Here is a 25,738-nt window from a genome sequence, read left to right on the forward strand (position 1 = left end):
CGGGAAATCACCGCTTGGGGGTGGGCCAGATCATGAACGTCGACCAGCTCGAACAGCTCTCCGCGAAGGAACTGCACGACCGCGCGGTCCGATATGCCGTGAGGCATGGCGATTTCGGGTTCCTGTGGGACCTGCTGAAGGTCATCCCGGCGGCCCAGGGCGCCAGCGGGAGCGAAGACGAGACGGCCAACGACCTCAGCCGGGTCTCCGCGCTGCTGAGCGACGCCCTCGCGTCGGGCGAGGGCAAACTCGGAGAGGCACTTCGCCCGGTCTACATCGAGTACCTCTCCAAACACGACGTCGATCTCGACGACTAGCTCGCTTTGACCTCGGGCCCGTACACGAGGAAGCCCGGCGTGCTGGTCACCTTGCCGTCGAGGCCGGTGAGCATCACGTCGTAGGGCGTCGCCTGGACGTCCTTCGGCAGGGCGATCTCGCGAGCGAAGCGGCGGGCCCGGACCGAGCCCATGGCGTAGAGCGCCGCGGCGTACGCGCCCGCCGTGGCCAGGTCGGGCCCGACGACGGTGACGGAGGCCAGGTCGCTCTGCCCGCCGGAGCCCCCGGGACGCTCGGTGGTGGCGACGGCCAGGTCGTGCGCGAACACGACCCGCGACACGGCGCCCTCGTTGGCGTCCTTGAGCCCGACGCGCCACGGCACCCCGGGCCGGGCGGAGCCGCGCACGCGGACGTCGCCGTCGGCGCTGACACAGTGGTCCACCGCGCCCGCGGCGGCGAGCGCGCGGGAGACCCGTTCGAGGGCCCAGTCGCGCACGTATCCGGCCCCGGCCGCGGCGCCCGCCGGGTCGCCCGCAGGGCCGCCGAAGAAGCCGTCCGTGGTCTTGCCGATCTCCGCGATCCGCTGGAGGACCTCGGTCAGTTCGGGCGCGGCCTCCTCAAGGGTGATCTCCCCCCGGGCCAGCCGGTTGAGCTCGCTGTCCTCCCGGACGGTGCTGAACGTTTCTTCGACCCAGCGCAGCCACGTGAACGCGTCGTCGAGGAGCGGCCGCAGCTCCCGCTGCGGGAGAGCCGTGCGGATGTCGATCCCGACATGCGATCCCATGAGGTCCTCAGCTCGGTGAGCACCGGGAAAGCGGTCGATGCGGCGGGTGGTGGTGTCCGTAGAGGTAGTCATCGCACTCCTTCGTCTCCGACGGGAGGTACGCGCCGGAGCACGGACGCGTTCAACCCCGATAACGATTCAATCTCAAACCCTTCGTCCCTTTTAAGAGGTATGTCGGATTCTTTACGTTCCTCAGCGACTTTTCATGAACCGGCGCCACAATGGCCGACGTGCCAGAGACCCGAGTGCTCGTCGTGGACGACGAGCCCGAAGTGCGGACCGCCATCGCCCGTGCGCTCCGCGTCGAGGGCCACCGCGTGGCCAGCGCCGTCGACGGCGTCACGGCTCTCGCGGCCATCGCCGGGAACGCCCCCGACGTGGTCGTCCTGGACGTGATGATGCCCGACATGAACGGTTTGGAGGTCTGCCGCCGCCTGCGCAGGAACGGCGACCGCACCCCCGTCCTGATGCTGACGGCCCTCGACGGCGTGGGCGACCGGGTCGCGGGATTGGACGCCGGCGCCGACGACTACCTGGTCAAGCCGTTCGCCCTGGAGGAGCTGTTCGCCCGCGTGCGGGCCTTGTTGAGAAGGGCGGCCCCGCCGCCCGAGACCTCGTTCGCCGACCTGCACCTGCTGCCCGACCGGCGGCAGGCCCGGCGCGGCACCCGGGTCTTCGACCTGACCCGCACCGAATACGCGCTGCTGGAGCTGCTGATCCGCAACGGCGGGCAGGTGCTGACGCGCGAGGTCATCCTGGAGAGGATCTGGGGCTACGAGTTCACCCCCGGGTCGAACTCCCTTGAGGTCTACATCCGCTACCTGCGCCGCAAGACCGAGGCCGACGGGGAGACCCGGCTCATCCAGACCGTCCACGGTCTGGGCTACGCCCTTCGGGAGCGTCCGTGAAACTCCACTGGCGGATGGCCCTGGCCTCGGCGCTGGCCGGGGCGGTGAGCGTGATCGTGGTCATCTACGCCGCCTGGCGGATCACGTGCAACCGCGTCGAGTCGGCGATGGGCGGCTACACCGGCGACTACCGTCCGCCACCCGGGGTGCTGACAGGGCTGGCCGAGGTCACCGACCTCGGCTGGCCCTTCTTCGCGATCGCCCTCTGCGGCCTGTGCCTGTCGGGCGCGTTGGGCTGGATCGCGGCCTGGACGGGCCTGCGCCCGGTCGGCAAGTTCAAGAACGCCGCCCAGCGGGTCGCCGCCACCAGCGACCTCACCACCCGCATCGACGTGACCGGCGACGACGAACTCGGCAGCCTGGCCCGCAGCTTCAACACCATGCTCGACGCCCTCGAACGCTCGGCCAAGGCCCAGAAACGCCTGGTCGCCGACGCCTCCCACGAGCTGCGCACCCCGCTGACCGCCGTCCGCACCAACGCCGAACTGCTCCAGCGCGGCAAACTCCCCGCCGAGGAACGCGAAGAGGTCGCCGCCGCCGTGATCAGCGGCCTGGAGGAACTGACCGGCCTCGTCTCCGACATCGTGGAACTGGCCCGCGACGAGGAACCCCAGGCCCTCGTGGAGTCGTTGCGGCTCGACGAGATCGTCTCCAGGGAGATCTCGCGCGCCTCGGCCCACTGGCCCCTGACCAGGTACGCCTCCGAACTGGAACCCGTGGTCGTCCAGGGCGTGGCCGACCGGGTGTCGCGCGCGGTGGGCAACGTCCTCGACAACGCCGCCAAATACAGCCCGACGGGCGCGGCCGTGGAGGTCCTGCTGCGCGACGGCGTCCTGACAGTCCGCGACCATGGCCCCGGTATCGCCGTCGACGACCTCCCTCATGTCTTCGACCGCTTCTACCGTTCCTCCAGCGCCCGCTCCATGCCCGGCTCCGGCCTGGGCCTCGCGATCGTCCGCCAGGTCGTCGACAGCCACGGCGGCTCCGTTTCCGCAGGTCCCGCTCCCGGCGGGGGCACGCTGGTCCGGCTCGCCTTCCCGTAGGGTTTCTTTCATGGGAGATGTACGGGTTTCGCGGACCCCGTCCGGCTTTGTCGCGACCAACGAGCGGGGCGCCTCCGTCGCGTTGGGCCATGGTGAGGGTGAGTTCGGGGCGGTCGAGCTGCTTCAGGTCGCCGTCGGGGCCTGCAACGCCATGACGGTCGAGCCTTTGACCGCCCAGCGGGGGCTCCGGTTGCCCTCGCTTTCTGTGACGGTGAGTGCCGAAAGGTCTGCTCCGACCCTGCTGGGCAAAGTGACGGTCAGCTACGAAATCGAGCTGCCCGAGGGCATGACGATGGCGAAGTTCCACGAAATAGCCCAGCGTGTGCACGACAGGCACTGCATCGTGAGCCGATCCCTGGAAGCCGGGACCGAGGTCAAGCTCGACCTGCCGGACTCCTGAGAGTTAGACCAACATCCGGCTGTGGCATTGCGTGGTCCTTAAGGTCGGTTCAGTAACGTGGAAGCAGGTCAAGGGGGCTGGAAAGCCGCCACACAAGCCTTTTTCCCATAAGGGCGCGGAGGGGGAACCGCGCCCGAGAGCGGGGGAAGCCGTCCAGACGTCTTTGGGGGAGGACGTCTCGGCGGCACCGCTTGGAGTCGGGGCCGGCCGCAGTTGGGGGACTGCGACCGGCCCCGACGTATGTTCGAAAGAAGTCGCGACTCTGTGCGACGTTGACGCTACTGATGGTAGCTTGCTATAAAAGAGCCACTGTTCCCCGTCATCTGGCTCTGCTGGATTGGCGGGGCTATTTTTTCGTGAGGCACCCCCCATGCCTGATCGCGTGATCCTCTTCCTCGACTACCAGAACGTCTATAAGGGCGCTCGTGAGACGTTCCACGAACCGTCGGCGGCGCCTGGCCGAGACGGACAGATCGATCCCCTCCGCCTCGGGACCTGGCTGATCGATAACAGCCGCTTCGAGCGCGAGCTGACCGAAGTGCGCGTCTACCGAGGCCAGCCTCACCCGTCCCGGGACGCCAGGGGGCACGCCGCTTTCGTCCGGCAGCGAGTGGCCTGGGAGGCTGACTCGCGAGTGGTCGGCGTCTTCCGTGACCTGCGTTACCCGCGCGGATGGCCTGACCGCTGCGCACCTGGCGTGAAGCCGCAAGAGAAGGGCATCGACGTCGCCCTCGCGATCGACTACGTCAGGCTGGCGCTGGAGGGGCGCTATGACGTCGGCATCCTTATGTCCACCGACACCGACCTGAAGCCGGCGCTCGAAATCGTCGCCGAGATGAGGTCGAGGGGCGGGCCTCGAGTTGAGGCGGCAGCATGGAATGGGCCGGGCGCTCAGAGATCGTTGTCGCTCACCCAGCCGAAGATCTGGCGCCATCTTCTCGACAAGTCCTGTTACGACGTCGTCCGAGATCCGACCAACTACGCCCTGCCCTTCTGAGGGCGGCACATGGAGCAGGTTGCGATGACAGGGTGACTCCTGGTAGTCTTGACCTACTGTTCCCCGCCATCCACTGGATTGGCGGGGCTATTTTTTTGCGCTGATGGCGTCCATGAACTCGTCGTGGTGGCCGTACCAGACGTGGTGGTCGGCTCCCTTGACGGTGATGGCGCCCTCGGTGTCCTCCGGGACGAAGCGGCTGCCCTCCGGTCTGATGACCAGGCCCTTCTGGGGCGGGGTGAAGTCCTTGCCCGCCGCGTTCAGGAGCAGGGCCACCGCCGTTTCCACGTCGAAGCGTTGGGCCGCCTCGGCCTCGGCCTCGCGGTCGATCTCGTGCCAGTTCGGGTGTTTCTCCGTCAGGGCCGCCAAGGTCCGCTTGGACTTGGCCTTCTCGTAGGTCGCGCGGAGCGCGTCTTCGGGGATCGTGTAGCTCGGGCCCGTCGGAGTGTCGACGTACACGACCCGGCCTGCCATCAGGGCGGTGCCGAGGATGAAGGAGCCCATCGAGTGGGCGATCGCCAGGTCGATCTCGGCCGGAACGGCCTGGAAGAGTTCCAGCGCCATCCGCTCGACCGTCGCGTCGCGCATCGGGGCGCTGCGGCCGTGGCCGGGAAGGTCCACGGCCACCACGTGGTAGCCACGTGAGGCCAGGTCGGGGCCCACCTGCCACCAGCAGCCCGAGTCCGACAGGATGCCGTGCACCAGGACCGCCGTCTTCGGGCCCGTTCCCCATTCGCGGACGTTCAGCATGTCGCCGCCTCTCTCGTCAGTCGCGTCAGCAGGTCGGCCAGGATCTCCACGCCGTTCCTGGTCAGGACCGACGCCGGGTGGAACTGGACCGACGCGAAACCCGGGCCCATCAAGGCATGGACTTCGTCCTCTTCCCTGGAGACGGCGATCTCACCGAGAAGGTCCGTTGAACACCGTGCGGCGAAGGTGTTGTAGAAGCCGACCTGCTCCATGCGGCCGAAGAACGGGATGGTCCGCTGGACGCCCTGGTTGGGGAACGGGTTCCGGGTGATCGACAGGCCCAGCAACGTGCAGAGCACCTGGTGGCCCAGGCAGACGGACAGGAACGGGATGCGGCGGTCGAGCAGTTCGCGGGTGGTCTCGCGCAGGCGGGCGATCTTCGGGTGGTCCACGTCGCGCGGGTCCCCGGGGCCGGGGCCGACGATCACCAGGTCGTGGTCGTCCACGACGTAGGGCTCGTCGTAGCGGCTCACCGTCACCTCGCAGCCCAAGGCGCGGATGATGTGGCGGGCCATCGCGGTGAAGGTGTCCTCGGCGTCGATGACCAGGACGCGGAGGCCGGTCAGTTCCGGCACGCGGCGGTCGCGGCACTCCGGGCCCTCGAACCAGAAGCCCGCCAAGGGCTCGTTGCGGGACATCAGCGCCTGGTAGATCGCCGGGTGGCCGTCGAGGCCCGTAACGGCGTCGCGGCAGGTGCCGCCTCGCAGCGCTTCCAGCAGGCCGGAGGCCTTCGCTCTGGTCTCGGCCGCTTCCGAAGCCGGGTCGCTGTCGCGGACCAGGGTCGCGCCTACCGAGATGCGCATGTCTCCGGAAGGGGAGATGTCGGCGGTGCGGATCAGGATCGCCGAATCGAGGGAGCGGTCGCCCGCACCATCTCGGCCGATCAGGGCGACCATGCCGGCGTAGTAGTCCCGCCCCTCCGGTTCGAATTTGGAGATCACGCGGCAGGCGCTCTCCAGCGGGCCCCCGGTCACGGTCGGGGCGAAGAGGGTTTCGCGGAGGATGTCGCGGACGTCCAGGGAGCTGCGGCCCTCGATCAGGTATTCGGTGTGGGCGATGCGGGCCAGTTGCTTCAGGTGGGGGCCGATCGCGCGGCCGCCCTGGTCGCAGACGCGGCCCATCATCTTGAGTTCCTCGTCGAGGACCATGTAGAGCTCGCCGGCCTCCTTGTCGTCGTCCAGGAAGTCGAGGACTCCCGGGAGTTCGGGGCCGCCTCTCGGGTATCGGTAGGTGCCGCTGATGGGGTTCATCACGACGTTTCCCGATTCGAGGGTGATGTGGCGCTCCGGGGACGAGCCGACGAACGTCCTGGTGCCGGTCCAGATCACGAAGGTCCAGTGGCAGCCGGGGTCGCGGCCCAGCAGGCGGCGGAAGTAGGACAGCGCCGCACGGTGGGACCAGCCGTCGATCGAGGCGCCGAAGGTCCGCTTGATGACGAAGTTGGCGCCGGTGCCCTCGCCGATCTCCTCGGCCAGGACTCTGCGGACGACCTGCTCGTATTCCTCGTCGGAGGTGTCGAAGCCCTCGTCCCGCAGGACGATCGGTTCGTCGGGGAGGACGGTCAGCGCCTCGTCCACGGACAGGGTCGACTGGCCGGTCACGGTCATCGCGAGCAGTGGCGCGGCGTCGTCGGGGCAGGCGTAGCCGCGCTCCCTGATCTGGCGGTAGGGGAGCAGGACGAGGGTCTCGTGTCCCGGAAGGACCTCCGAGGAGAGCGGGATGTCGGCGATGTGCTCGTACGACGAGATGTCGCCCACCAGCACGTCGATGTCCGCCACTCCCGATCCCGGGCGGTGGAGCAGGGCGAACGGGGGTGGGTCGGTGCCCAGCAGCGTGTCTAACATGTCGCCCCCAGGACGTCCCGGGTCGAGAGGGTCACGGCGCAGCGGGAGGCCGCGTAGTCGAGGGCCAGGCGGTGGAAGTCGGGGGTGAAGTCGGCGATCGCGTCGGCCACGACGAAGGTCTGGATGTCGTGGGAGAAGCTCTCGTGGGCGGTCATCAGGATGCCCACGTGGGCGTACACCCCGCAGATGACGAGCTGGTCGCGGCCCTGCTCACGCAGCAGGCGCAGCAGGTCGGTGCGGCAGAAGGCGCTCGGGCGCCACTTCGTGAGCACGACGTCCTCGGGAGAGGGCTCCAACGAGGGGACGATCGCGCGGTGCGACGGGTCGGCGGTCATGCCGGGGCCCCAGAAGTCCATCAGGAGACCGCGGTCCTCGGTGCTCATGCCGCCGGGCTGGGCGGTGTAGAAGACCGGCGCGCCCCACGAGGCGAACCGCGACTTCAGCGAACCGACGTTGGCCAGCAGCGCCGACGGGTCGGTGAACGGGCTCAGGAAGTAGTTCTGCATGTCGTGCACGAGCAGCGCGGCCCGTGCGGGGTCGACCCGCCATCCGGCGATGTTCTCCGGCAGCTCGGTCGGCATCGGATACGGCTCGATCGCGGGGATCGCCATGGTGGAACAGCTCCTTTCAGACGCCCAGGGAGGCGCCTCCGTCGACCGTGAGGTCCTGCATCGTGATGTGGGCGGCGCGGTCGGAGAGCAGGAAGGCGACCGCGTCGGCGACGTCGGAGGGCCGGGCCACCCGGCCCAGCGGGATTCCCACTCTGTACGCCCCCGGCGCCCCTTCGACCGAGGTCCGGAGCGCATCGGAGCCGTCCCAGAGACCGGTCAGCATGGGGGTGTCGGTGGAGCCGGGCGCGACGACGTTGCACCGGATGCCGAACTCGGCCAGTTCCAGGCCGAGGCACTTGGTGAACGCGGTCGCGGCGGCCTTGGAGGCGGCGTAGGCGGCCATGTTCTGGCGGGCGGTCCTCGCCGCGTTCGACGCCACCGTCACGATCGCGCCGCTCCTCCGGGGGATCATCCGGCGGGCGACCGCGCGCGAGACGTGGAAGACGCCCGAGCAGTTGACCGCCAGCGTGTCGGACCAGTCGGCGTCGGAGAGCTCGACGGCCCGGCCGGTGCGCAGGATCCCGGCCGTGTTGACCAGGGCGTCGATCGGCCCTCGGGAGGACTCGACCTGGTCGACGAACGACTCGACCTGTTCGGCAGAGGTGACGTCGGCGTCCAGTTCGACCACGGTGAAACCGTCGTCGGTCAGGCGCTTCACGACCGCGGTGCCGATGCCTCCGGATGCGCCGGTGACCAGGGCGATCATGACAGGTCCACCCCCAGGCAGCGCACCGAGAACGAGCGGAGCGCCTCCAGATAGTCGTCCTTCAGGGTCCTCTCGTCGGCCTTCACGACCTTCCCGTTGACGATCACGGTGTCGACGTCGGCCGAGCCGCCCAGGGTCAGGAACGCCTCCAGCGGGCGCGGGTTGAGCAGGTAGCGCCAGTCGTCGGCCCTGATGAGCACCAGGTCGGCGCGCTTGCCCACCTCCAGCGACCCCACGTCGGTGAGGCCCAGGCCCCGGGCCGCGATGCGGGTGGCCATGGCGAGGGCGTCGCTCGGCCGCAGCGCGGTCGGGTCGGCGGCCATCTCCGTGTACGTCTGCCACGCCGCCGTCATGTTCTCCGCCATCCCCGGCACGGGCATCGAGGCCCCGTCGGTCGACAGCGACACGTCGAGCCCGGCCTCCCGGAAGGCGGGGATCCCCCGCGTCTCGGTCATGGTCGACTCCCCGGCCGGGCCGTATTTGGCGGGGGAGTGCGTGATGTGCGCGCCCGCTTTCACGAGCAGATCCCGGTCCGAAGGGGAGGCGAACGCGCAGTGCACCGCGGTGAACCGTTCGTCGAGCAGCCCGAGGTCGGCGAAGCGGCGGACCGGGGAGACCCCGAACCACGCCTTCATGGCCTCGGCCTCGTTGCGCAGGGCGCCCACGTGGGCGGCGAACGGGAGGTCGTGCTTGGCGCAGAGGTCCCGCAGGCCGGAGCCGAGTTCGTCGGACATGTTGGTGCCGTACACGGCGGTGGGTCTGACCCGCACGAATTCGTCTTCGAGATCCATGAGCCCGGAGACCCGGGCGAGGACCTCGCCGGCGTCGCGGGTGCGGCGGCCGCAGGCGGTGTCGGAGACCCAGGCCGAGACCGACAGGCGCATGCCGAACTCGCGCGCGGCCCGCGCCAGCGCGGCCGGTTTGTTGACCGAGCCGACGTCGCCGAGGGTCGTCACACCCGAGCGGAGCTGCGTCCACAGCGAATAGCGGGCGACGGCGAGGGCTTCGTCGTCGGTGAGGGCGCCGACCAGGCCGTGGAAGCGGTCGAACGCCATCGAGATGGCCGGGATGTCGCCGCCGTGGGCCATGAAGGCGGGCTTGTCGTCCCGGTCGGAGGCCGGCCGGAGCGCGCCCTTGAACGGGTAGCGCAGTGCGAACATCTCGTGCCAGTGCGGGTTGACGAAGCCGGGCAGCACCAGCATGCCGGTGGCGTCGATCACCTCGGCGTCACGCGCGTCGGGCGCGAAACCGGCGATCAGGCCGTCGTCGATCAGCACGTCGGAGACGATCCGATGGTCGGAGTCGGCGGTGTGGACGGTGCCGCCCTTGATCAGCAGGCGGCTCATGCCCTCGCCTCCTCGATCCGCTCGGCCCACGCCGAGATGGTCGGGGTGGCCGCGAGGTCGCGGAACTCGACCTTCAGGCCGTCGCGCCGCCACCTGGTGACCAGGCGCATCATCTCCAGGGAGCCGAGGCCGAGGAAGACGAGGTTGTCGTCGTCGGCGACGGTCGCCGGGTCGGCGCCGACGATGCCGGCGACGGTGGTGCGGAGTTCCTCCTTGACGTTCATGCCTGTTCCTTCCAGTCACGGGCCGTCATCGGGTCGGCCGCCGCCGCGGCCAGGGTCTTCTTGTCGACCTTGCCGAGGGGGGTCAGCGGGAAGGCGGTCACGAACTCGACCCGGTCGGGCAGCTTGAAGTCGGCCAGGCCGCGCTCGTGCAGCGACCGCTTGAGCTCGGCCAGCGACGGCTTCCCCCGGTGGCTGACGAGGAAGGCGTAGATGCGCTCGCCGAGGAACTCGTCGGGCACCGGCACCACGGCCGCGCGGTCGACGTCGGGGTGGGCCAGCAGATGGCCCTCCACCTCACCGGCGGCGATCTTGTCGCCGCCCCGGATGACGACGTCCTTGATCCGGCCCTCGATGACTAGGTCGCCGTCGGGGGTGACGGAGGCCAGGTCGCCGGTCCGGTAGAAGCCGTCGGGGGTGAACGCCGTCGCGTTGTGCTCGGGCGCGTTGTAGTAACCCCGCAGTGTGTACGGCCCCCGCGCCAGCAGTTCGCCGTCGACGATCCGGATCTCGTCGAACGGGCTCACCGGACGGCCCTGGGTGTTGACCACCCGTTCGATCGGGTCGCCGGGGCGGGACATCGACAGCAGCCCCTCGGCCATGCCGAACACCTGCTGCAACCGGCAGCCGAGCTCCGGTTCGATCCGGGCGGCGAGTTCCGGCTGGAGCCTGGCCCCGCCGATCTGCACCAGCCGGAGCGACGACAGGTCGTCGTCGAGGAACTCGCGGGCCTCCAGCCAGAGGTGCGCGACCGTCGGGACGACCGAGGTGACGGTGACCCTCTCCCGCGCGATCAGCGCGAAGCAGCCGTCGGCGCCGGGGTCGTCGGCCAGCACGACCGTGCCACCTTTGTGCAGGGTGCCGATGACGCCGGGGCAGCCCCAGGTGAAGTTGAACTCGACCGGGAGGGCGGCCAGGTAGACGTCTTCTGCGGTGATCTCGCAGAGGTCGGCGACCGTGCGGGTCTGGTAGGCGTAGTCGTCGTGGGTCCGGGGGATCAGCTTCGGCAGCGCGGTCGTGCCGCCGGAGAGCAGGAAGAACGCGACGTCCGAGGGGTCGGCCGCCGGATGGGCGACCGGGGTGGCGTCGAGGTCCTCGGGCGAGAGCACATGCTTGATCCGCAGCGCGTGGGCGATGTCGTGGTTCGGGCCGACGTAGCCGATGGCGCCGGAGGTGTCCGACAGGTGGCCGACCTCGTTCGACCGGTGGGAGGCCAGCGAGAAGACCGCCTTCACCCCCGCCTTGAACGTCGCGAACGCGACGATCACGAAGTCGGGCGTGTTCGGCAGCTGGAGCACCACCCGGTCACCGGGCTCGATGTCGTGCCGGGCGAACCCGGCGGCCGTCCGGGCGACCCTGATCGCCAGTTCCCGGTACGAAATCCGCTCGTCCCCCCACACCAGAGCGGTGGCGTCCCCGTAGCGAGAGGCCCACTCGGACGGGAGGTCGCCGAGGGCGACGCCCTGCCAGACGTGCTGGGATCGGTAGTAGGCGGCCAGGTCCTCCGGCCACGGGGTGCAACCGGGCAGCATCACGTGCTCCTTTCGGTGATCTCGACGACCGCGCAGCCCGACTCCATGCCGGGCGCGGTGCCGATGAGCAGCACGTGGTCGCCGGGCTCGACGTCGCCCCGCGTCCACAGCCACTCCAGGCCGATGAACGGATCGGCGGCGCCGGCATGGCCGGTCGTCCGGGTCAGCTCCCACGTGCCCTTGGCGGCGTCGATGCCGAGGGGGTCGAGGTAGATGTCGTTGAGCGGCCCCTCGGTGAAGCCGACATGGCAGACGCGCTTGACGCGGTCGATGGAGCTGCCCGCCTCTTCCAGGGTCTTCAAAGCGACCTCGCTGACGAGTTCGCCCAGGTGACCCATGGGCGGGGTGACTCCGGCGGCCCACTGCTCCCGCCACCAGCCAACCCGCTCCTCGAAGTTGAGACCGCGGGAGAGGTCAGGCGGGAACAGCGTCTCGCCACCCCGGTGGAGCTCCTCCATCTCGGGATGCGACACCGCCCCCGCCGCCAGAACCTTCGCGAACCCGCCCTTCCGCGACACGACCACGGCCGCACCGCCATCGGCCAGCAGGAACATCCGCGACGCCTTCCACCGATCGACCAGCGGGGTCCCGTAGTTGTCCCCGGTGGTGAGAAGGACGGCATCGCTGTTGCGGCCCAGCCGATCTGCATCGGTTTCGCCGGTTGGCTGAGCTGCGTCGGTTGCTCTGGTCCGGAGAGCGGCGGTGTCTGCTCTGTTCGGCGGGGCGGTGTTGTTTCCCTCGTTGAGCAGGCCGGCGGCGATGCGGAGGCCGGACAGCATGCCGAGGCAGCCCTGGCGGACTTCGAGGGCGGTGATTGGGCGGTCGATGGTGTTGCGTAGGACGTAGTGGGGGGCGGACCAGCCGTCGGGGCCCTGGTGGTAGCTGCCGCTGTGGAGCAGGGCGATGAAGTCGTCGGGATCGTGGCCCGAGCGCTTTATGGCGATATTTCCGGCGTGGGCGGCCATCTCCGGGGCCGGGGTGTCACCGGCCACCATCACGCTGAGCATGCCCGACATTTCGCGATCTGCCGCGCTGTAAAGGCCCCGGGAGATGGCGTCGCTCGTCGTGACCGTACCGGGAAGGTAGGAGCCGAGCCCGGACAGGTAAAGGTCGTCGAATCTCATGCCGCGCTCCTCACCAGGTAGCGCGCGACGCTTTCCAGCTTCTCGCACGTCTCCTCGAACTCGCGTTCCGGTGTCGACTGGCCGACGATTCCGGCGCCGGCGCGTAGCCAGGTCCGGCCGTCGCGGCGGTAGGCCGAGCGGAGGACCAGGGCGGCGTCCATCGTGCCCGTGTGGTCGACGGTCATGACGGCGCCGCTGTAGAGGCCGCGGGCCTCCGGTTCGTGGGCGCGGATCGCCTCGTAGGCGGCCTTCTTCGGGACGCCCGACGCGGTGACGGCGGGGAAGACGGCGCCGAAGGCGTCCCAGGCCTGCATACCGGAGGACAGCCGCCCGGAGACCCGGGAGGCCAGGTGCTGGACGCTGCCGCGTTCGCGGATCGCCATGAACTCCGGCACCTCGACCGAGTGGGGCTCGCACACGTCCACCAGTTCGTCGGTGCCGACCTTCACCGAGATGGCGTGCTCGTAGACCTCCTTGGCGGAGCCGTAGAGGTCGGCCCGCAGGGTCGCGTTGACCGACTCGTCGGGGGTCAGCGCGCGGGTGCCGGCGAGCGGCTGCGAGACGACGTGCCCGTCTTCGGAGACCTGCACGACGATCTCGGGGCTGAACCCGGTCGCGGCCAGGCCGCCCAGGTTGAGCAGGAACGAGCGGGCGGGGGTGTTGCAGCGGCGTCCGGCCAGGTAGGTGGCGGTCAGGTCGACCTCGTCGGGGACCTCGACCACCCGGGACAGGATGACCTTGTGCAGCTCCCCGGCGTTGATCGACTCGACGGCCAGTTTCACCGCCTCGCGGTAGGCGTCTTCGCCGGTGCACCAGACGTCCAGAGGAGTGGGCTTGGTGGTTCTGACCGCTGAAGCGGCATTCACGATCCCGAGCAGCGCGGTCAGGGTCCCGGTGTCGACGGCCCGCAGCCGGGCGTGACCCTCCGAGATGCGCGCCTCGGCCTGCGGGACCACCAGGTGCAGCAACCGGCCGTCGCCCACGTGCTCTTCGGTGTACGACAGCTCGAACGCCGCCCACCCGTAAGCGCGCCACTCGGGGATCGACACGCGCTCCAGCAGCCCGGCGACCTGGTGCAGCGGGTCGCCGTTCCACGGTTCGACGACGTCGTCACGCCCTTCGTGGACGAGACGCGCGCCGGTCCGGTCGAGGGTCAGTTCGGCGCGGGCGCCGCCCGCGTAGGACCAGACGCCGCCGTTCTCGTAGACGACGTAGTCGGCGAACAGTCCCGAGTCGGCGAGCCGGGCAGCGACCTCGACCGCGTCCTCGGTGAGGGGGACCTGGGTCTCGAAGTAATGCATGCCGTCCTCATTTCGCGGCGATGGCCACGGCCATGCGCTCGATCGTCGGGTCGTCGAAGAGGTCGTCGATGTCGGTGTCCACGGAGAACCGCGCCCTGATCCGGTCGGTCAGCGCGGCAGCGCGCATCGAGTCGCCGCCCAGGTCGAAGAAGTTGTCGCGCACCCCGATGCCGTCGAGGTCGAGCGTGCTCGACCACAGGTCGCGCAGCGCGAACTCGACGTCGGTGCGCGGCTCCTCGTAGGGGCTGTCGACGTCGGGGCGCTCCTTGGGCGGCTCGGGCAGCGCGTTGCGGTCGATCTTCCCGTTGGTCGTGAGCGGGAACTGCCCGACGACATAGGCGGAGGGGACCATGAACGACGGCAGGGCTTTTGCCAGCGCCTTTCTGACCTCGCGGATCGAAGGGTCGCCTTCGAGGTAGGCGACCAGCCGGGTGTCCCCGGAGGCGTCCTTCTTGGCCAGTACGGCCGCCTGGCGGACGCCGGGCTGCGCGGCGATGGCCACCTCGATCTCGCCGAGGTGCACCCGGTTGCCACGCACCTTCACCTGGTTGTCGGTACGGCCGACGATCTCGATGCTCCCGTCGGTCCAGAACCGGGCCAGGTCACCGGTCCGATAGAGGGTGCCGAGGGCATGCTGCACCCATTTCTCGGCGGTGGCCTCCGGCCGGTTGAGATAACCCGACGACAGGCTCTCCCCGGCGACGCACAGTTCGCCGACGACACCCGGAGGGACGGGCTTGAGCCGCTCGTCCAGGACATAGGTCCGCACATTGGGCGTCGGGCGGCCGATCGGCGGCAGGCGCCGGGCCCGCTCGCGTTCGCCGAGTTCCCGGCCCAGGTCGGTGATGTCGCAGGTCGCGACGACGGTGGCCTCGGCGGAGCCGTACAGGTTGAAGACGTGGAACGGGAGGTCGAGCGGCCACGACTGGACGCGCTCGCCGCAGATGCGGATGTTGGTCAGCGCCGTCTCCGCCGGCCACTCCAGGGCCCAGAGACGCTCGCACATCGCCTTCATGAGCAGCGTGTGGGTGATCTCCTGACGCACCAGCCAGTCGCGCAGCCACTCGGGCGACGTGACGACCGACGGTTCGGGGATGAAGACGGGCGCCCCGGCGGCCAGCACCGAGAAGCACTCGACCTCGACCATGCCGTAGCCCGGTGCGGCCAGCCAGGTGCCGCGCGACGACGGGGTGACGCCGCAGATCGTGCGCATGGAGAAGATGAGGTTGCGGGCCGCGCCGTGGCGGACCATGACGGCCTTCGGCTTGCCGGTCGAGCCGCTGGTGTAGCAGATGTGGATCAGGTCGTCGGGATCGACGACCGAGTTGATCGGCGTGGGGGGCTCCAGCCACCAGTCGTCGCCGTCGAGGGTGACCACGTGGCCGGTGACGACCTCACGGTGCGCCTTCAGGGTGAGGGTGAGCTTCGCCTGGCCGTCCACGATCATGAACTGCACGCGGTCGGCGGGGAAGTCGGGGTCGAGCAGGATCGCGGCGGCGCCGACCTTGAAGCAGGCGAGCTGGGCGATCAGGCTCTCGGGGCCGCGCGGGAAGCAGGTGCCGACGCGGTCGCCCCGGTGCACGCCCAGCCTGGTCAGGCGGTGGGCGAGGCGGTTGGCGTCGTCGTCGAGCTCGCGGAAGGTCATCGTGCCGCCCGGCCAGACGACGGCGGGGGCGTGCGGGGTGGCCTTGGCGATCTCGGCGACGCGCTCGTGGAAGTAGGGCGCCGGAACCGGCTCGTCGGTCTGGTTCCAGGCGACCAGCATGCGCTCGGTCTCGTCGGGGGTGAGGATCTCGACGTCGCGCACCTTCGCCGACGGGTCGGAGAAGCGGGCCAGATGGGTGGCGTACTGGTCGGCGGCGTCGGCGTCGAACTCCGAGCCCTTCATGACCAGCGTGCTCCCGTCGAACGAGAGCGGGCCGATCGTGATGGGCAACCCGGCGGTGATCTCGCCGATGGTCATGTCACCGGTGACGTGAGCATCGGCGATCTCGGTCTCGCCCGTGTAGCGGTGCAGCAGGGCGACCAGGGCGCGGGCCGGTGCGTCGACCGGGCGCTCGTGGACGACGGCCGGGTCCCCGCCGGGACGGGCCAGAGGGAGTGCGGTTTCCATGATCAGGTCCTTTCAGGCGGCGACGGAGGCGGCGCGGCCGGCGGCGACGGCGTCGGCGAGCTGGGCGACCATGCGGGTCGTGCGGTCCCAGCCGACGCAGGCGTCGGTCACGCTCTGGCCGAAGGTCAGCCGGTCGGATTGGCCCAGCACGAGGTCCTGCCGTCCCGAGGCCAGGAAGCTCTCGACCATCAGGCCGGCGATGCCGCCCTCACCTGCGGCGATGCGGCGGGCGACGTCGGCGACCACGACCGGCTGGCGTTCGTGGTCCTTGCCGCTGTTGCCGTGGCTGGCGTCGATGACGAGCCGTCGCGGAAGCCCGGCGCCGCCGAGGGCGTCGAGGGTCCGGGCGACGTCGAGCGGGCCGTAGTTCGGGCCCGACGCGCCGCCGCGCAGGACGATGTGGCAGTCGGGGTTGCCGCTGGTCTCGATGACCGAGGCGAGGCCGTCGTCGTCGATGCCGGGGAACACGTGGCCCTGGGCGGCGCAGACGATCGCGTCGATGGCGTCGCCGACCGCGCCGGTCGTCGTGTTCTTCATGCCGACCGGCATCGCCAGGCCGCTGGTCAGCGCCCGGTGGGTCTGGCTCTGGACGGTCCTGGCGCCGATCGCGCCCCAGCAGACCGCGTCGGACAGGTAGCGGGCCACGGTCGGGTCGAGGAACTCACACCCGGTGGGCAGGCCCAGCTCCAGCACCTTCGTCAGCAGTTCGCGCGACAGGCGCAGGCCCTCGTTGACGTCGTGGGAGCCGTTCAGGTGCGGGTCGCTGACCAGGCCCTTCCAGCCGAGGCGGGTGCGGGGCTTCTCGACGTACACCCGCATGACGAGCAGGAGCGTGTCGGAGACCTCCTCGGCCAGGTGGGCCAGCCGCTCGGCGTAGGTGAGGCAGGCGGCCGGGTCGTGCACCGAGCACGGGCCCGTGACGACGAGCAGCCGGTCGTCGGTGCCGTCGAGCACGCGGGCGATCTCGGCCCGGCTCCTGACCAGGGTCTGGACGGCGAGGTCGCTCACCGGGACGGTGGCGCGCAGTTCGGCCGGGGTGAGCAGCGGCTCGACCGCGGCGATGCGGGGGTTCACCGGACGCATGTCGGGTCCTCCTTGGTGAGCACTGCCGCGGAGAAGGTGAAGCCCATGCCGGTGCCGAGCACCAGCACCGAGGCCCCCGGTGCGAGCAGGTCGTCGCGGATCAGGTGGTGGAGCGCGTAGAGGCCGTCGGCCGGGCCGAGGTGCCCGGTGGTCAGGCCCAGGTCGAGCAGGGTGTTCTTCGGCGTGAAGCCGTCGAAGGGCCGGATGAAACCGTCCTGGTAGAGGGCCCGCCCGACGAAGGGCGTGACGAACCAGTCGATGTCGTCGAGGCTCTGATGAGCTTCGTCCAGCGCCCGGGTGACCACGCTGTGGGTGCGGTCGGCGGAGCGGCGGCGCACGTCCTTCAGCGACAGGCCGCTGTGGGCGAGGAACGCCCGGGTGCGGCCCCGCATGTCGGCTCCCGGCTGGGGCGCGGAGCGGAACGGTTCGTCCCCCCGCGACAGACCCTCGAGCGTGGCGTCGGTCTCCGACACCAGGCTGCGGAGCCGGAGCCGCCCGCTTCCTCTGGTCAGTACGGCCGCCGCCGCGCCGTCCCCGAACACCATGCCGGGGGACAGGTACCACCGGTCGGCCGGCGGCGCGAAGCGGTCGGCGACGGTGATCAGCGCCGAGGGGACCTCGGGCCGGGCGTTCAGCATGTTCGCCGCGATCTCCAGACCGGCCAGCGACCCGTTGGAGGCCGCCTGGACCGTCATCGGCATCCCGCGCAGATCGGTGCCGAGGAGTTCCCCGCCGATCCAGCAGGCGGCCGGCCACATGTCGACGCCCTGGAAGTGGCTGTGGCTGTGCAGGTAGAAGGTGTCCGGCGTGATCTCCGCTCCGGTCTCCTCGGCCGTCTTGACCGCGCGGCGCCCGGCGGAGACCGCCATCTCGGGCGGGGCCTGCCGCGACATGGAGACCGAGACCTGCCCGGTGCTCTTCGCGGCGTCGGCCGAGTAGTCGCCGCAGGCGACGGCCCGCTCGACCGGGACCCGTTCGCCGAGCGTGCCGCCGGTTCCGGCGACCCAGATGTCATCGAACCGCATCGCTCGGGATCCTTTCTGTGCTGTCGAAGGCGTGTAACCAGGCCACGTGGTCGTGCAGGTCCGTCTCGGACAGCGCGGCCAGCATGGTGTTCCGCTCGCGGGCGGCCTCGCCCGCCGGGTGGTACAGCTCCTCGCCGAGCCACCGGGCGGTGCGCGTCGCCTTCGCGGTGCGCTCCCGCCGCAGCCCGGCGTAGGTGTCGAAATCGGGGAAGACCCTGCCGAGCACGACCGCGTCCTCCAGGGCGGTGCAGGCGCCCTGGGCGGCGTACTGGAGCATCGGATGCGCCGCGTCGCCCAGCAGGGCCACCCGGCCGTCGGTCCAGGTCTCGACCGGTTCGCGGTCGCAGAGGACCCATGTCCGCCACTCGTCGCCGAGCCCCAGCAGGGCTCGGGCCGTGCGGCTCAGATCCGGAAAACGGTTCTGTACGTGGTCTCGCGCGACCGGTGCGCCCGCGACCTCCCGGGTGGCTCCGTCGTCGACGGTGGCGGCCAGGTTGAGGAAGGCGCCGCCGCCGATCGGATAGTGCACGAAGTGCCACTTGGGCCCGGCCCACAGGGTGACGACGTTCCACCGCAGCTCGGGCGGGACCCGGTCCATCGGGATGACCGACCGGTAGATCGTGTGACCGGACACCCGGGGGCGGCCGTCGCCGACGAGCTGGGCCCGGACGGCCGAGCGGATGCCGTCGGCGCCGATCAGGTAGTCGGCCTCGAACCCGTCGGCCCGCACTTCGGTGGCGGTCTGGGTGTAGCCGGTGACCGTCCGGCCGGGGAGGAGTTCGATGCGGCCGTCGGCGCGGCAGGCGTCCAGCAACGGCTGGTAGAGGTCGCCGCGGGCGACGACGGCGTAGGGGTTGCCGAAGCGCTTCCGGTAGGTCTCCCCGAGAGGCAGCCCGGCGACTCTGCGGCCGGTGGTGCCGTCCATGAAGCGGAGTTCGTCGATGAAGACCGCGCGCTCGCGCACCCGGTCGCCGACGCCCAGCAGGTCGAGGGCGCGGAACGCGTTGGGCGCGAGCTGGATCCCGGCGCCGAGCTCGGCGAACCGGTCACCGCGTTCGAGCACGGTCACGCGATTGCCTTCTCGGGCGATCGAGAGTGCGGCCGCCAGGCCGCCGATCCCGCCGCCGGCGATCAGTGTGTTCGCCATGTCCGTCCTTTCGCTGTTACCGCTTACAACGCTATGGCGGTAACCAAGGGCAAACAATGGCGTGGTGATTAGCGCTCGTTATGCAGGAAAAAGGCCGGACCCCTTATCGGGGACCGGCCTTTTTCCTCAATGCGTCGTTATGCGTCGACCTTCTCCTGCTCGGCCACGGGCGCGGCCTTGCGGGCGGGCAGGACGGCCGCCGCGATGATCGCGATCAGCACCGACAGGACCGTGCTGATCCCGAACGCGACGTGGTAGCTGCCGATGTTCTGCGGATCGGTGCTGGGCACCGCCGCCGTCACGGCGATCGCCAGCAGCAGCCCGACCCCGAGCTGGCGCAGCGAGTTGTAGAGGCCGCTGGCCAGGCCCATGCGCGGGCCGTCGACGCCGGTCGTGGCGGCCACGGCGGTGGAGATCATCATCACCGTGACGCCGAGCCCAATCAGGACGCCGCCGGGCAGCACGTGCAGCCAGTAGCTCCCGTTCACGGGCACCGTGAGCAGCCAGGCCGAACCGGCGGTCAGGAACGCGGCGCCGCCGATGAGCACGGGCCGGGGGCCGATGCGGCCGGTCAGGTCGGCCACGAACTTCGCGGCCAGGATGGTGACGACGGCCTGCGGGAAGAACGCGACACCCGTCTGGATGGCGGAGTAGCCGAGGCCGTGCTGCATGTAGAGGGTCAGGAAGTAGGTCGAGATCGACATGACGCCGCCCGACAGGAACGCGATCGAGTCACCCGCGACCACGCCGCGGATCTTGAAGATCGAGAGCGGCACCAGCGGGTTGGCCGACCGGGTCTGGAGGACGAAGAAGGCGGCCAGCAGCACCGCCGCCCCGACCAGCGGGTAGACGACATTGGGCGCCGACCAGCCGTGGTCGGTGGCGGTGGTGAGGGCGTAGGTCAGCGCGCACATCCCGGCCGTGACCAGGATGGCGCCGGGGATGTCGATCTTCTGGGTGCGGGTGGTGACGTGGTCGGCGTCCAGGCGCCTGATCGCCCGGAGCACCAGCGCGACGCCGACGGGGACGTTCACGAACATGACCGCCCGCCAGCCGAACAGCTCGGTCAGGACGCCGCCGAAGAGGACTCCGCCGGTGAACCCGGCCGAGGCGACCGCGCCGAAGATGCCCATGGCCTTCGCGCGCTCTTTCCCCTCGGGGTAGCCGCCCGCGATCAGCGCCAGCACGGCCGGCGAGACCATCGCCGCCGACAGGCCCTGGAGGGCGCGGGCCACGATGAGCACGATCGGCTCGGTCGCGATCCCGCCCACCAGCGAGGCGGCGGTGAAGACGGCCAGGCCGCCGACGAACATCCTCTTGCGTCCCACGATGTCGCCGAGCCGCCCGCCGACCAGCAGGAACCCGCCGAAGAACAACGCGTACGCGCCGACGACCCACTGCAGGGCGCTGTCGGTGAAGCCGAGGTCCTGCTGAATGGAGGGCAGGGCGACGTTGACGATCGCGAAGTCCAGGACCAGTACGAACTGGGCCATACACAGCAATGCCAGGGCCGGCTTCCGGTTCTCCTGGAACATGGTCTTTCCTCCTCTTACTTGATTGTTACCAGTGAAATCCGTTTACTGGTAAGCATGAAAGGTCAGCCGGGAGACAGGGAGATCGCGCCGGGGCCGCTGGCGCTGGTCCAGTCGTTCGTGAACAGCGTCAATGTGGAGTTCGGGCCCGACGAGTTCGCGACGACCGAAGGGGTCGAGCGCTGGCTCGCCCGCAACGGCTTCGCGCTTCGGGGCGTCGGGGAGTTCGATCGGCGCGACGCCGTCACCCTGCGGGAGGCGCTGCGCGCCGTCCTCCGCGAGAACAACGGCTCCGCCCCCGACCGGGAGGCGCGGCTGACGATCGACCACGTCGCCCGCGACTGCCCGCTGGTGCTGTCGGGCGAGACCCTGGGCCTGCGCCCGGCCCAGCCGGATCTGCGCGGTGTGTTCGCGACGGTCCTCGGCGCGGTCGCCGCCGCCGTGGCCGACGGCTCGTGGTCCCGCCTGAAGGCCTGCCACGAGCACCGCTGCGAATGGGCCTTCTATGACCGCTCGCGGAATCGGGGGAGCCGCTGGTGCTCGATGGCCGTCTGCGGCACTCGCGCGAAAATGCGCACCTACCGGCAGGCGACGGCCGACCGGGTGAAGCCCTGACCGGCCATGGGGCTGGATTCGGGTGATCACGGGGCTGCCTCCCGACCTAAGAGTTGGCGGGCGACGACGAGTTTGGTCGCGGCGGCGGTGCCGTCGGCCAACTGGAGGCCGATGACGTCGCGGAACCGCTGGGCCACCGGGCCGTCTTCCGACCAGCCGACGTGGCCCATGGTCAGGAGTGACTGGTGGACGGCTTCCATGGCGGCCTTCGGGGCCCACCATTTCGCCATGTTCGCGGGGAGGCGGGGATCGCGGCCCGCGTCGGCGGCGGCCAGCGCCTCGTAGGAGACCAGGCGGGCGGCGTGGAGCATCGTCGCGTGCTCGACCAGGGGGAACGCGACCGACTGGAACTTGCCGATCGGCTGCCCGAAGGCTTCGCGCTGCCCGGCGTAGGCGATGGCCTCGTTCAATGCGGCCTGGCCCACGGCGATGGCCATCAGGGAGATCAGCGCCCGGGAGACCCCGAAGCCGCGCATGACCTCCACGAATCCGGCGCCCGGCCGGCCGACGAGGTCGTCGTCGGCGACGCGTAAGCCGTCGAGGGTGAAGCGGCCACGACCGCCCGAGCGGCAGCCCAGGTCGGAGTGGAGTTCGCGGCGGATGCCGTGCAGCGGGGTGTAGAAGGCGCTGATGCCGCGTGCTCCGGACTCGCCCGTGCGGGCGAAGAGGAGGCCGTGGGTGGCGTAGGCGGTGGCCATGATGGAGGTCTTCTCGCCGGTCAGCCGCCAGCCGTCGGTGCCGTGTTCGGCGATGGTCTCGATGGCGGCGGCGTCCGTGCCGTGGCCCGACTCGGTGAGGCCGAGGGCGACGATGGACGTACCGGCGGCGATTCCAGGGAGCCATCTGGCCAGCTGCTCCGGGTTCCCGTTCGCGGCCAGGACGCCGCCGACCAACGCCGCGTTGAGCACCGGGTAGCAGACCGACAGGTCGGCCGCCGCGAGCTCCTCCAGCACGATGCCGGCGCTGACCGCGTCGAGGCCCTGGCCGCCGTACTCCTCGGGGACCCGGATCGAGAACAGGCCCTCGGCCGCGAGTTCCTCCAGCAGGGCGGGGCGGTATTCGCCCCGGCGATCGCTCTCGGCCCGGAAGGGGGCCACGCGGTCGGTGGCGAACGCGCGGACGCGTTTGGCCAGGCTCTCCTGCTGGGGTGTGAAGTCGATGGTCATCGCAGCCCCTCCCGCAGGGCGAATTTCTGGATTTTTCCGGACGGCGTGCGCGGCAGTGCGCCGACGAGCTCCAGCCGTTCCGGCCAGTACTGCTTGGCCATGCCGAGCCCGGCCAGGTGCACCCGCAGGTCGTCCAGGCTCAGCCGAGAAGACGCGACCAGCACGGCGCAGGCGCGCTCGCCGAGCCGCTCGTCGGGGTAGCCGACGACCGCGACGTCACGGACCGCATCCAGTCTGAGCAGGGCGTTCTCGACCTCGACGACCGGGATGTTCTCGGCGCCGCGCATGATGACGTCCTTCACCCGGCCGGTGATCCGGATCCCGCCGTGCCCGTCGTCGCGGGCCAGGTCACCGGTGTCGAACCAGCCGTCGTCGGTGAGGCACGCCTCGTAGACGTGGTCGCGCCGGAAGTAGCCGAGACACTGCGACGCACCCCGGACCTGCAACCGGCCGTCGGGGGTGATGCGCACCTCCATGCCGGGCACGGCCGTCCCGTCGCTCTCGGCCGCCCGCATCGGCGGGTCCTCCGGCCGGGTGATGGTGACGCAGCCGTTCTCGGTCATGCCCCACAGGGCGTAGAGGCGGCAGCCCAGCACGTCGCGGGCGCGTTCGACCAGGTAGGGGGCGATAGGGGCGCTTCCGGTCGCGAAGGTCTCCAGCGACGACAGGTCGCGAGGGCATGAAGACTGCGCGTCGATCAGGTCGGACAGGAACGTCGGGGCGCCCATGAAGAAGGTCACCCGATGCTCCTGGAGGAGGTCGAGCATCCGGTCGGCGTCCCACGACTCGACGTGGATCGCGGTGCCGCCGAGCAGCAGCGGCATGAACAGGTTCCAGGTGAACCCGGCCTGGTGCGTCGTCGGCGACCCCATGGCCGTCACGACGTCTGAGGTCAGGTGCAGCACGTCGGCCTGCGCCCGGTTCATCGCATGGAGGGTGTCATGGCTGTGGACGACGCCCTTCGGCTCCCCGGTCGTCCCGGAGGTGAAGGCCACCTGCGCGGGGTCGCCGGGGCCCGACTCGGTGACGCCCGCCAGATCGGGCTCGGGAAGCGACAGCTCCTCGGCGAACAGGGTGTGGCGCAGCGCGGGCGCGTCCACGGACGCGATCATCTCCCGGTACGAGAACCCGCGGAACTCCGCCCGCGCGATGTAGACCGGGCTCTCGGTCAGGTTCAGCATGAACTGGACCTCACGCCGCCGCATGATCGGCACGACGGGCCCGGGGATCGCCCCGATCCGGTAGCACGCCAGGATCAGCGCCGCGAGCTGCCACGAGTTGGGCAGCTGCAACGTCACGACCTGGCCCCTGGTCACCCCGAGGCGGTGCAGCAGGGTGGCCAGGCGGTCGACGCGGTCGAGCAGGTCGCCGTAGGTGAGTTCGACGGCGGTGCCGTCCTGGTGGGTGACGAGGGCGAGCTTGCCGGCCGGATGGTTCCTGAGGTCGTCGAGGATCATCGCTGGTCCCTCCCGAGGGCGGTGCGGACCTTGCCCGCGACCGCGGCCGAGGTGACGCCGCCGCGTTCGGCGAGGTACCGCTGCCCGCCGGAGACGGGGACGAACGCGTCGGGCATCGCAACCCGGAGCACCAGGCTGGGCATGATCTCGGCGAGCGATTCGGCGACGGCCGAGCCGAACCCGGCGTTGCGCCAGTGCTCCTCGACGGTGACGACCACGCCGGAGCGCTGAGCGTGGGCGGCGATGGTGGCGACGTCCAGAGGCTTGACGGTGTGGACGTTGAGCACCGACGCGCTGATGCCCTCCTCTTCCAGAACCAGAGCGGCGTCGAGCGCCGCGAGCACCGGATAGGGCCCGCACGCCGCGAGCGTCACGTCGGTGCCGTCCTTCAGCACCTGCGCCAGGCCGAGCACGGCCGGGGGCGCGTCGGGCAGTTCGGGCGTGGCGTTGCGGCCGAGCCGCAGGTAGGTGGGGCCGTTGACGCGCAGCGACTGCCGGAACAGGGTGCCCGTCTGCGGGCCGTCGGCCGGGACGACCACGGTCATGTTGGGCAGCGCCCGCATGACGGCCAGGTCCTCCAGCGCGTGGTGGGTCGGGCCGAGATGCCCGGCGGAGACGCCCGAATGGGTCGCGGCGATCCGCACCGGCAGGTCGTTCAGCGCGATGTCGATCTTCACGGCCTCGTTGGCGCGCGACGCCGCGAACGCCGCGAAGGTGTTGACCAGCGGCATCCGGCCCGACTTGGCCAGACCGGCCGCCGCGCCCATCAGGGTGTGCTCGGCGATGCCGAGGTTGACGTAGCGCTCGGGGAACGCGGCCTTGTCGAACAGTCCGGTGTCGGAGTCGAGGCAGACGAGCCGCTCGTCGCCGGGAAGCAGTTCGAGGACGGCCTCCCGGTAGACCTCACGGGATGACGCGGTCATGATCGGGTCCCCCTTCGCAGCGCGGCGAGGGCCTTGGCGTGCTGGCGTTCGCCGAGCTTGGCGTAGTGGCTGCGCGGCTGGTCCTCGACGAACGGGATGCCCTTGCCCTTCACGGTGTGGGCGATCACGACGGTCGGACGGCCTTGCACAGGCGCTTCCGTGAGAGCGGTCTCGAGTTCTTCAACGGAGTGGCCGTCGACTTCACGTACCGACCAGCCGAAGGCCGACCAGCGATCGGCCAGGGGTTCGAGGGCGTCGATCGTCTCGGTGGCGCCGGTGATCTGGAGCCTGTTGCGGTCGACGATCGCGACGATGGAGTCGAGCCGCTGCGAGGCGGCCACCGAGGCGGCCTCCCAGACGGAGCCCTCCTGGAGTTCGCCGTCACCCATGACGACGAAACACCGCCGGTCGGAGCCGTCGAGGCGGAACCCGAGGCCGAAGCCGACCGCGAGCGCCAGGCCGTGGCCGAGCGATCCCGAGGGCATCTCGACGCCGGGGATCTCGGCGTGCGGGTGGGCCATGAACTCGCTGCCGGGCTGGGCGTATTCGTCCAGGCGGCTCGAAGGGAAGAACCCGGCCTCGGTCAGCGCCGCGTAGAGCGCCAGCCCGCCGTGGCCCTTGCTGAGCAGCAGGATGTCGCGGTCCGCCCAAGAGGGTTCCGACCGGTCGACGCGCAGCACCCGCGTGTACAGGGTCGCGAGGATCTCCGCGAGCGACATCGAGCCGCCCAGGTGGCCGCCCTCCGCGCTCGCGCACAGGTTGACGATGTGCTCCCTCATCCGGGCGGCGGTCTCGGCCGCCGTCCCCGGAGGGGCACCGATGGTCGTGGTCATC

Annotated in this window: 25 protein-coding genes; 6 read left to right on the top strand and 19 right to left on the bottom strand. The window is 70.4% G+C overall.

Annotation, left to right across the window (positions count from 1 at the left end; translation table 11 throughout):
- Positions 1 to 32: 32 nt before the first annotated feature.
- A complete protein-coding gene (locus ACYQ78_RS26365) occupies positions 33 to 317 on the top strand; it encodes a hypothetical protein (protein ID WP_459803593.1) in 285 nt (94 codons plus the stop codon).
- Here ACYQ78_RS26365 and ACYQ78_RS26370 read toward each other — a convergent pair.
- On the bottom strand, positions 314 to 1,132 hold the full coding sequence (locus tag ACYQ78_RS26370) for an FAD:protein FMN transferase (RefSeq protein ID WP_459803594.1): 819 nt from the start codon (positions 1,130 to 1,132) through the stop codon (positions 314 to 316). The genes ACYQ78_RS26365 and ACYQ78_RS26370 overlap by 4 nt on opposite strands.
- A gap of 149 nt (positions 1,133 to 1,281) precedes the next feature.
- Here ACYQ78_RS26370 and ACYQ78_RS26375 point away from each other — a divergent pair, with 149 nt between their 5' ends.
- The 4 genes from ACYQ78_RS26375 (at position 1,282) to ACYQ78_RS26390 (ending at position 4,408) form a co-directional block, all read left to right on the top strand.
- Positions 1,282 to 1,968 carry a response regulator transcription factor gene (locus ACYQ78_RS26375; RefSeq protein WP_459803595.1) on the top strand — a complete coding sequence of 229 codons (687 nt, stop codon included), beginning with the start codon at positions 1,282 to 1,284 and terminating at the stop codon, positions 1,966 to 1,968.
- Positions 1,965 to 3,011, top strand: coding sequence for a HAMP domain-containing sensor histidine kinase (locus ACYQ78_RS26380; protein WP_459803596.1), 1,047 nt, complete (start codon positions 1,965 to 1,967; stop codon positions 3,009 to 3,011). Before ACYQ78_RS26375 ends, ACYQ78_RS26380 begins: the two co-directional genes overlap by 4 nt.
- 10 nt (positions 3,012 to 3,021) lie before the next feature.
- Positions 3,022 to 3,411 carry an OsmC family protein gene (locus ACYQ78_RS26385; RefSeq protein WP_459803597.1) on the top strand — a complete coding sequence of 130 codons (390 nt, stop codon included), beginning with the start codon at positions 3,022 to 3,024 and terminating at the stop codon, positions 3,409 to 3,411.
- A gap of 370 nt (positions 3,412 to 3,781) precedes the next feature.
- Positions 3,782 to 4,408, top strand: a complete 627-nt coding sequence (locus tag ACYQ78_RS26390) for an NYN domain-containing protein (RefSeq protein WP_459803598.1) — start codon at positions 3,782 to 3,784, stop codon at positions 4,406 to 4,408.
- Positions 4,409 to 4,495: 87 nt separating this feature from the next.
- On the opposite strand, the gene ACYQ78_RS26395 is transcribed toward ACYQ78_RS26390, so the two are convergent.
- From ACYQ78_RS26395 to ACYQ78_RS26460, 14 genes are all read right to left on the bottom strand, one after another.
- Positions 4,496 to 5,158 carry an alpha/beta fold hydrolase gene (locus ACYQ78_RS26395; protein WP_459803599.1) on the bottom strand — a complete coding sequence of 221 codons (663 nt, stop codon included), beginning with the start codon at positions 5,156 to 5,158 and terminating at the stop codon, positions 4,496 to 4,498.
- Positions 5,152 to 7,002, bottom strand: coding sequence for an anthranilate synthase family protein (locus tag ACYQ78_RS26400; protein ID WP_459803600.1), 1,851 nt, complete (start codon positions 7,000 to 7,002; stop codon positions 5,152 to 5,154). Before ACYQ78_RS26400 ends, ACYQ78_RS26395 begins: the two co-directional genes overlap by 7 nt.
- Positions 6,996 to 7,613, bottom strand: a complete 618-nt coding sequence (locus ACYQ78_RS26405) for an isochorismatase family protein (protein WP_459803601.1) — start codon at positions 7,611 to 7,613, stop codon at positions 6,996 to 6,998. Before ACYQ78_RS26405 ends, ACYQ78_RS26400 begins: the two co-directional genes overlap by 7 nt.
- Positions 7,614 to 7,629: 16 nt before the next feature.
- Positions 7,630 to 8,319, bottom strand: a complete 690-nt coding sequence (locus ACYQ78_RS26410) for an SDR family oxidoreductase (protein ID WP_459803602.1) — start codon at positions 8,317 to 8,319, stop codon at positions 7,630 to 7,632.
- Entirely contained in the window at positions 8,316 to 9,665 is a 1,350-nt protein-coding gene (locus ACYQ78_RS26415; RefSeq protein ID WP_459803603.1) for an amidohydrolase family protein, read from the bottom strand. The genes ACYQ78_RS26410 and ACYQ78_RS26415 overlap by 4 nt, the downstream gene beginning before the upstream one ends.
- The gene (locus tag ACYQ78_RS26420; protein WP_459803604.1) at positions 9,662 to 9,889 is read right to left on the bottom strand and encodes a phosphopantetheine-binding protein; all 228 of its coding nucleotides are present in this window, start codon (positions 9,887 to 9,889) and stop codon (positions 9,662 to 9,664) included. Before ACYQ78_RS26420 ends, ACYQ78_RS26415 begins: the two co-directional genes overlap by 4 nt.
- Positions 9,886 to 11,418, bottom strand: coding sequence for a (2,3-dihydroxybenzoyl)adenylate synthase (locus tag ACYQ78_RS26425; RefSeq protein WP_459803605.1), 1,533 nt, complete (start codon positions 11,416 to 11,418; stop codon positions 9,886 to 9,888). The genes ACYQ78_RS26420 and ACYQ78_RS26425 overlap by 4 nt, the downstream gene beginning before the upstream one ends.
- Complete coding sequence (locus tag ACYQ78_RS26430) at positions 11,418 to 12,542, bottom strand: ketoacyl-ACP synthase III family protein (protein ID WP_459803606.1); 1,125 nt, start codon at positions 12,540 to 12,542, stop codon at positions 11,418 to 11,420. The genes ACYQ78_RS26425 and ACYQ78_RS26430 overlap by 1 nt, the downstream gene beginning before the upstream one ends.
- The gene (locus ACYQ78_RS26435; protein ID WP_459803607.1) at positions 12,539 to 13,843 is read right to left on the bottom strand and encodes a salicylate synthase; all 1,305 of its coding nucleotides are present in this window, start codon (positions 13,841 to 13,843) and stop codon (positions 12,539 to 12,541) included. Before ACYQ78_RS26435 ends, ACYQ78_RS26430 begins: the two co-directional genes overlap by 4 nt.
- A gap of 7 nt (positions 13,844 to 13,850) precedes the next feature.
- Positions 13,851 to 15,956, bottom strand: coding sequence for a non-ribosomal peptide synthetase (locus tag ACYQ78_RS26440; protein WP_459803608.1), 2,106 nt, complete (start codon positions 15,954 to 15,956; stop codon positions 13,851 to 13,853).
- 12 nt (positions 15,957 to 15,968) lie between these two features.
- The gene (locus ACYQ78_RS26445; RefSeq protein ID WP_459803609.1) at positions 15,969 to 17,039 is read right to left on the bottom strand and encodes a 3-deoxy-7-phosphoheptulonate synthase; all 1,071 of its coding nucleotides are present in this window, start codon (positions 17,037 to 17,039) and stop codon (positions 15,969 to 15,971) included.
- Entirely contained in the window at positions 17,027 to 18,064 is a 1,038-nt protein-coding gene (locus ACYQ78_RS26450) for a ketoacyl-ACP synthase III family protein (protein WP_459803610.1), read from the bottom strand. The genes ACYQ78_RS26445 and ACYQ78_RS26450 overlap by 13 nt, the downstream gene beginning before the upstream one ends.
- Positions 18,051 to 19,211: an FAD-dependent monooxygenase gene (locus ACYQ78_RS26455; protein ID WP_459803611.1), complete on the bottom strand. Its 1,161-nt coding sequence runs from the start codon at positions 19,209 to 19,211 to the stop codon at positions 18,051 to 18,053. The genes ACYQ78_RS26450 and ACYQ78_RS26455 overlap by 14 nt, the downstream gene beginning before the upstream one ends.
- Positions 19,212 to 19,348: 137 nt before the next feature.
- Positions 19,349 to 20,704 carry an MFS transporter gene (locus tag ACYQ78_RS26460; protein WP_459803612.1) on the bottom strand — a complete coding sequence of 452 codons (1,356 nt, stop codon included), beginning with the start codon at positions 20,702 to 20,704 and terminating at the stop codon, positions 19,349 to 19,351.
- 96 nt (positions 20,705 to 20,800) lie between these two features.
- Between ACYQ78_RS26460 and ACYQ78_RS26465 the strand changes: the two genes are divergently transcribed.
- The gene (locus ACYQ78_RS26465) at positions 20,801 to 21,358 is read left to right on the top strand and encodes a CGNR zinc finger domain-containing protein (RefSeq protein WP_459803613.1); all 558 of its coding nucleotides are present in this window, start codon (positions 20,801 to 20,803) and stop codon (positions 21,356 to 21,358) included.
- Between the two features lie 26 nt (positions 21,359 to 21,384).
- On the opposite strand, the gene ACYQ78_RS26470 is transcribed toward ACYQ78_RS26465, so the two are convergent.
- From ACYQ78_RS26470 to ACYQ78_RS26485, 4 genes are read right to left on the bottom strand one after another with little or no spacing between them, the layout of a single operon-like run.
- Positions 21,385 to 22,524 (bottom strand): acyl-CoA dehydrogenase family protein, encoded by a 1,140-nt coding sequence (locus tag ACYQ78_RS26470; RefSeq protein ID WP_459803614.1) that lies wholly within the window; start codon positions 22,522 to 22,524, stop codon positions 21,385 to 21,387.
- On the bottom strand, positions 22,521 to 23,981 hold the full coding sequence (locus ACYQ78_RS26475) for an AMP-binding protein (RefSeq protein WP_459803615.1): 1,461 nt from the start codon (positions 23,979 to 23,981) through the stop codon (positions 22,521 to 22,523). The genes ACYQ78_RS26470 and ACYQ78_RS26475 overlap by 4 nt, the downstream gene beginning before the upstream one ends.
- Entirely contained in the window at positions 23,978 to 24,904 is a 927-nt protein-coding gene (locus tag ACYQ78_RS26480) for a transketolase family protein (RefSeq protein WP_459803616.1), read from the bottom strand. The genes ACYQ78_RS26475 and ACYQ78_RS26480 overlap by 4 nt, the downstream gene beginning before the upstream one ends.
- The gene (locus tag ACYQ78_RS26485) at positions 24,901 to 25,737 is read right to left on the bottom strand and encodes a transketolase (RefSeq protein WP_459803617.1); all 837 of its coding nucleotides are present in this window, start codon (positions 25,735 to 25,737) and stop codon (positions 24,901 to 24,903) included. Before ACYQ78_RS26485 ends, ACYQ78_RS26480 begins: the two co-directional genes overlap by 4 nt.
- Position 25,738: the final 1 nt, after the last annotated feature.

The organism is Herbidospora sp. RD11066 (genome assembly GCF_054661255.1).